The organism is Ruminobacter amylophilus (genome assembly GCF_900115655.1).
Classification (GTDB): Bacteria; Pseudomonadota; Gammaproteobacteria; order Enterobacterales; family Succinivibrionaceae; genus Ruminobacter; species Ruminobacter amylophilus.
In genome coordinates, this window is sequence record NZ_FOXF01000075.1 from 1 (window position 1) to 7,274 (window position 7,274).

General features: G+C 39.3%; 3 protein-coding genes. 2 read left to right on the forward strand and 1 reads right to left on the reverse strand.

The window, feature by feature from the left end:
• Positions 1-312: 312 nt before the first annotated feature.
• On the reverse strand, positions 313-1,005 hold the full coding sequence (locus BMY80_RS12730; protein WP_093143799.1) for a type II secretion system protein: 693 nt from the start codon (positions 1,003-1,005) through the stop codon (positions 313-315).
• An 852-nt stretch (positions 1,006-1,857) separates the two neighbouring features.
• Between BMY80_RS12730 and BMY80_RS11450 the strand changes: the two genes are divergently transcribed.
• A complete protein-coding gene (locus tag BMY80_RS11450) occupies positions 1,858-2,283 on the forward strand; it encodes a hypothetical protein (protein ID WP_093143801.1) in 426 nt (141 codons plus the stop codon).
• Between the two features lie 267 nt (positions 2,284-2,550).
• Positions 2,551-6,960, forward strand: a complete 4,410-nt coding sequence (locus BMY80_RS11455) for a DUF6273 domain-containing protein (RefSeq protein ID WP_093143803.1) — start codon at positions 2,551-2,553, stop codon at positions 6,958-6,960.
• The last annotated feature ends 314 nt before the right edge of the window (positions 6,961-7,274 follow it).

A 7,274-nucleotide genomic window follows, 5' to 3' on the forward strand; every position in this document is an offset into this window, starting at 1 on the left:
TTATAAACTTTTTCAAAAATTTAACTACAAAAAAGAATAAAACATTTTCACAAAAATACTCTTCGTGCGGATTTCAACCAGTGTGAAAAGTCAGCACCGTTCAGGCAAATTCAGATAATTCAGCCCTGCCGTGCTTTTATAACAGAAGAAAAGCGGCATTTAAACACCGGCCTGCGGACATCTTCTGAAAAACAGACGGCAAAAAAAAACGTTTCTTTGAAAAATATTCTCACAGAAAAAGAAAACCGAGGCGACAGCCTCGGTCTTTACGATACTCTCCGGAGCCTGACATCCTACGTCCGGCAGCCCTTTCTAACACCCGTCACTTATAACGGCAACCTTTGACGGATATATGGAACCGTCTTTCAGTTTCACAGGCTGCTGATAAACCACCAGACACAGGTCAGTCTCGAATTTGCTTGGTTCCATGCCGTGAGGAATAAAATACTGAGCGGCTTTGGCGGCGTCGTTAGAGGTCTGACCGGAATTGCCGACTACCTTACCATTGTCGTTAGGGAATCCCGGAACTTTCGTTTTACCCTCATAACAGTCACACCATTCATACTCGCACACCCCGACAAAACTTCTGCAGCGGAACTGATGACCGGCAACTTTTTCCGTACGGCTTTTGGCAATACCTTTATCAACCGCTCCCGGAGGTGTTCCATCAATAAAGTAGCCCATATTGTTACGATCTATATGGCCGTATTTCTTATAATATTTAACACCGTTATATTCAAAATAATTATTCGTGTCCGTATACGATTCAGCATTGAGGTTATCCCCCTGAACCGCGGCTTTGGCCATAATCATCGAATCAGCCGACTTCAGAGCCCCTTTCAGAGCCTCCAGTCTGGCTATTCTGGCATCCCTCTGCAGTGCCATGTACTTCGGAGCGGCAGCACTTGCCAGAATTCCCAGAAGAACAATCACACAGACCAGTTCTATAAGTGAAAAGCCTTTACGAAATTTACGAAAATAGTTATGTCCTGAAACTGCTCTCATCACAACTACCTCCCTCCTGCATTTCGAGCCCAAAACCCGACGATACATCCTGTATCTTTATAAATTCCATTAAATACAACACCGCAGATCCGATGACACTTTACAGGTATTTTCCTGTTTTTCCCATGCGTTCCGTCGTTATCTTCACTCCGAACTAAACCTGCACTTTAAATTTTAATGCTACTTTAATGTGCTTTATTTGTAAACTAACCTAAATCAAATATTCGAAAAAAATATTAACTTTTTACGGTCAGCCCTCAGAAAACAGCACTCCTCATACTTCAAATATAAGAACATTACATGTCTTAAAAGTAGACAGAATTCTCAAACACATAAAAACATGTAAAAAAACGGTGAAATTTTTTACGGAGATCTCACCTGATGTCATACATTTTATCCGCATTCACATCAGAAAGATTCCATATTCCCTTATATCAGACATTATTTTTATATAAAAATTCAGTTTTACTGACAGTAAAAACCTGAATCTCATTACGCACTCCCAAAAAAATCCCTGCTCCGGCTAGTATGAACCCTGTTATTGCTCACCTGATTGATAACGGGGTTTGTTATTATGAAATTAACTTATGAAGAAAAGCTTCAAATTGTTGAAGATCATAAAAGCTACGGAACAGCTTATACCTATAGAAAATGGGGACTTTCAAAAAGATTATATAAATTGGTACAACACTGACAGGGTTTGTAAAAAACTAAAAGGCCTGGTCTCCAATTAATTTCAGAAAACAAGCCTTAAATTCTGTTAGTATGACCTAGAAACTTAAGTGATCAATTTCTGGGGCCATACTACTATTGATGTAGTTTTATTCACATATAAAAGGATTTTACCTTGCAATGTCAAAGAAAATTAAGACCTGTATTTTACATTTCTTTTTTGGAATATTATTTACGTCTTTTTTCATTTTGTTCCTCGTAGGAGAATTTCCCAGAATACAAAAGATGTGTACAGGCATAACTCCTCAGGGATATTCCGAAGACATCGGAATAGTCGATGAGAGATATTGCTACAGGAAGAGTGGATGTGATGTATACGTACATTGGATGAATTCTCAGGGAATTAAGCAAATAACAAGGCTTAACGATGTGGATTACTCTGTAAAAGTGAACGATCAGGTAAAATTTATTTACCAGCCGGGTACTCATCACCAAGGACTTATAATTGAGAATCTCTCGTTCAAGAAAATTTCTAAAATGGTATTGTCGTTTATTTTCGGAATATATCTTCTATTTACTGGAGTGCTGATATACAAAAAACGCTAAAGACTGATGACATATCGTGGTAAGCTCTGCTACTTATCCTTTTTCTGTGTCAAACTGATACTGTGTAATATTGTAGCCATGCAGTGCATTTAACGTTTATGCACTTCAAAAAGTATACATATTTTAATAAAAACAATCTTCCTCAATTTTTTTATCCGTATGTTCTGAGATACTTTCAAGAGTTTTAATTTTTACGGCACCAATTATCTTCACATAATGATTTCATACAGCGTTTTAAGTTAATATCGTATGGTGCAGGAGCCACTCATGTCGGAAACCAAAGTTAATTTTTTCAACAAACTCAAAAGTACAGTCATAAACAAATCCAACTCCGTACCGGATATAACCGGGCATATAATTGGCAACTTTAGTGTTGAGCGAAAGATGGATATTCCATCCGGAGAAGCAGATATATACCTATGCTCAAACATCAATCTGAACTCAGACGATAAATTTATTCTAAAGTACTACAGAAGAGAAAATGCCGTAAAACAGGAAGTCATTGATAAAATCAGAAGCGTTGACAGTCCCTATGTAGCACCAATTTCAGACTACGGGGAGTACAATGGTCATCAGTACACCATACGTCCTTATTATAAAATGCCAGCACTTTCTGACGTTTTAACTGCAGGAACCAGATTTTCCGAAGAAGAACTAAGAGTCTTTATCATACCTTCAGTTATCGAAGGACTCAGAGCAATTCATGACGCTGATATTCTTCACCGAGATCTAAAGCCAGGAAATCTAATTCCGGATGACAATGGTAAACATATTGTTCTTATTGATTTTGGCATCAGTTCTCATGCAGACGGCAAAACTTTTGTTATGACTCAACCGGGAATGACCCCGTTCTACGCAGCTCCGGAAGCCATTCAGGGGATCTTTCACAGAGAAACGGATTACTACGCCCTGGGAATTACCATATTTGAGCTTTTTACGGGCTATACTCCTTTCCAGAATCCGGGAATGTCCGGAGAAGAGTCAGCCAAACTCGCTGCCATCAGTAAAATTGAGTTTCCGGATGATTTCCCGGAGAATCTTAGAAAACTGGTGCTTGGCCTTACCTATAAAGATATTTCCCACAGAAACGAAATGGATAACCCTAACAGACGCTGGGGATATGATGAAGTAAAAAGATGGCTTAACGGGGAGAATGTTCCGATTCCTGGTGAAACCACAGGTACCGGACTTACCGAATCGACGACAGCCCCTACTTTTCAGCCGTATCGTTTTAACGGAAAGACATACACAGAAGAAAAGGAACTTCTTCTTTCCATGTTAAAGCAGCCGGAAGAGGCTTTAAAGGATTTAGGCCGAGGAATTCTTTCACACCACTACTACATCATAGATGAAGAGAAAGGAAAACTGTGCAGCTCAGCCGAGGAAAGAATCAGTAAAAACAATACGGATAACCGTAGACATCTCTATGCTCTTATTTACAGTCTCAGACCTGATATCACTGAGATCATGTTTAACGGCAGAATGTTGAACGGTCTTGAAGAAGTTGGTAAGGCCATCATCGATGCCGTAATTGAAGAAGCAGCTACAACAGGAAATCTCCAGAACAAAAAATCAGACATTATCGATCCCGTTAAACAGTTTGCGTTATCAGGTATTCCCGAAGATTACTCATCCATGGTTCTAAAAAGTACGGAACTTGCCAAGATTTTTGAAAATGTAAGAAAAATTTGGAGTGAAGAACAAAACATTAACTCCGACACTGAACTTGCATTGATTCTGGGATATTCCATTTGCAACGACCGCAGGCTCCCTGTTAATGGCAAAGTATATGACAGTCCTGAAGCATTCAGACTGGAAATGAAGCATCTTGCCGGAAAAAATCGTCAAGCATACATGGATTTTACCCAAAACGCCAAAGAGGATTTACAGTTTTTTGAAGAAAAACATCCAGATACTGAATCAAGAACAATCATAGCCGAAGCATTGGCCGATTCAAAATGGGCAATATTCGGTGATAACGAATATATCTTTAAGAGCGGTCTGGACTTTGAAAACTTCATTGATAAACTTGTTCGGGAAGAAAAACCTTACGAACTGCAAAGTCTGTTTAACCGTTATAAAACTCCGCTTAAGGATGTTTCAAAGAAGGTATGGAACACTGATTCCGGAACAAAACTTGAAAAAATTGTTTCCGGATTCATCCTAATCGGTGAATATCTTTTTACTGGAAAAAAGGCATGTCTGGATTTTCTTAACGGTGTTTTAGAACGTGGACAAAAAGAACCGGCATATCTGTTAGGCTTTATAAAGGTTCACAAAGAATCTCTGGACAATGTTGCAAAGTCTTTTCCGGAAATCAAAGAAGCCGTATCAGAACTCTATGCTTCAGGTGAAAACGTGATAGCTCTGAATGAACATTTATTCCATGGCATACAGGAATTCAAAGCTTTCATAGATACTGTTTTATTCCATGGACGCAAGGATCCTGGATATATCGTAGAATTTATGAGACGACATAATAAAGCATTACAGTCTCTTGAAAACAAAAATGGTATCAACAGTATCATAGATCCACTTAATAAAGCTTTTGCTGAACTTATATCCTTTGATAATAAAGTATTTAGTAGCATTGAGGATTTTAATGCTTACATAGAAAATATTATTCAACAGGGAAAGAACAATCCAAGGTTTTTGGTTAACTTTACAAAAAAACTCCGTCAGGAAATTACAGAACTCCGTAACAGTGACAGTCGCTGTCAGGAAGCGCTCAACAAACTCATGTATGTCAGAAACCATGTTTTTTCCTTTGATGAATATGTATTTCCGACACTTACGGAGTTCAGGACCTTTATAGAAAACATCCTGCAAAAAGGTCAACAGGATCCTGCATACCTGAAACGCTTTATCAAGGTTCACGAGAAAGCTCTTGCCATTCTTAACGGAGTAGCCAGTATTTCAACCATTGTAAAACAGGTTATGGATGCAGGAAATGAGGTTATTGAACTTGACGAATACACCTTTCATGATGCCGATGACTTTAAGAAATTTGTTAATGGGATTCAGGGAGAAAATAATGAGGGGACTCTGCAGATGGCAAATTTTGCCAAGGAACATCATGATACTCTCACTCAAATTGAATGCTGTTCTTCTGTAGCAACTCAGGTAAAGACTCTTCTAAAAACAGAGAATTCCAAAGAGAATGAAAAAGCCATCAGCGTGAACGGAGTTAAATATACTCCTATTACAATTAAAAAAGGAGATATTATCAAGTTTGGCAACTATCCTCAGGACAACAACGGCAGTAAAACTCCTATTGAATGGCTTGTACTTGATGTTAATGGAAATGAAGCTTTTCTTATCAGCCGTTACACTCTTGATTGCAAACAATACCATGAAGGAGAACAAATCACTTGGGAGGATTGCAGTCTCAGAAAATGGCTGAACAGTGATTTCTTAAAATCTGCTTTTTCAGAAGACGAGGCAAGTAGCATTCTAGTTTCAACAGTTAAAAATGACAATAATTCTGTATATAGCACGAGAGGAGGAAACGACACAAAGGATCACGTATTCTGTTTAAGCATTGCTGAAGCTGAACAATATTTCAGTAGTGATGAGGACAGAGAATGCAAGCCAACGGCTTACGCTCGTAAGCAAGGTGTGTATGTTGACAACGGCTGTTGTTACTGGTGGTTGCGGTCGCCTGGTAACGCTCAGGAAAGCGCTACAGTCGTGTGTGCGGACGGCTCGCTCCGCCTTGGTGGCAACAGCATCAACTATGTCACCGGTGCCGTTCGTCCTGCTTTAAAGATAATCTGTGATGAAAAGCAGGAATGGTGGCAACGTGAAGAACTGGAACGTAAACAGCGTGAGGAGCTGGAACGTAAACAGCGTGAAGAGTTGGAACGTTTGCAGCGTGAAGAGCAGGAACGTAAACAGCGTGAGGAGCTGGAACGTATGCAGCGTGAAGAGTTGGAACGTATGCAGCGTGAAGAGCAGGAACGTAAACAACGTGAAGAGCAGGAACGTAAACAACGTGAAGAGCAGGAACGCTTGCGAGCACAGGCTCATGCGAAATTTTCGGCAATAATACGAAACGGAATACAAAAAGGGATGATTATCCCTTTTGGAAGTTACACTCAGGATAATGACTGTTTCAAAACCCCCATAGAATGGATTGTTCTGGATGTTAAAAAAACCCCTCTTCTCAATCGTGTATTTGCTAAAAACAAACTTGAAGTTCTTCTTCTCAGCCGTTACGCTCTTGACTGTATACAATATAACAGTAACCAGACCAATCTAACATGGGAAGATTGTGATCTCAGAAAATGGCTTAACAGTGATTTCTTAAAATCAGCATTTTCAACTGAAGAAGCAGAAAGGATTCTTATTTCAGAAATAGAGAACGATGACAATCCTAAATTTAGAACTCGGGGAGGGGAAAATACAAAAGATCGCATATTTTGTCTCAGTATTGCGGAGGTAAAGAAGTATTTCAGTAATGATGAAGACAGAACATGTAAAACAACAGCTTATGCTCGTGAGCAAGGGGCTTATGTTAATAATGGATATTGTTACTGGAGACTTAGATCGCCGGGAAACTGTCAATCACACGCATCGTACGTTTATTCAGACGGTGTGCTTAATCTGAATGGTGGCAAAGTTGATCGTGTCCATATTGCTGTTCGGCCAGCTTTGCGGGTAATCTGCAATCTGTAATCTTCAAATCTGAAATCATCCGACCGCGGCTACGCTGCTCTTTTATGAGAAAGCTTTGCAACACTGGCAAAGCTATTGCAAGTTTCAGAGAAGATTCTGTAGCCTCGTAAAATCAACGTTTTCGGGGCTATTGCAAGTTTTGGGGGAGAATTTTTACACAAAGTAAATTACTAATTCTTAAAAGACAATATGAAACGACCTCCACGAATGAATGCAAAACGTGGATTTACCGTGTAAACTGTAGATGTTGAAAAAACAGAAACGGATTTACCGCATACATTGAATGAATTTACTACATACATTGAATGAAGGTC

Bases quoted from the DNA above. Each gene is read 5' to 3' on its own strand.
- BMY80_RS11450 (WP_093143801.1), top strand. From the start codon at position 1,858: ATGTCAAAGAAAATTAAGACCTGTATTTTACATTTCTTTTTTGGAATA.
- BMY80_RS12730 (WP_093143799.1), bottom strand. From the start codon at position 1,005: ATGAGAGCAGTTTCAGGACATAACTATTTTCGTAAATTTCGTAAAGGC.
- BMY80_RS11455 (WP_093143803.1), top strand. From the start codon at position 2,551: ATGTCGGAAACCAAAGTTAATTTTTTCAACAAACTCAAAAGTACAGTC.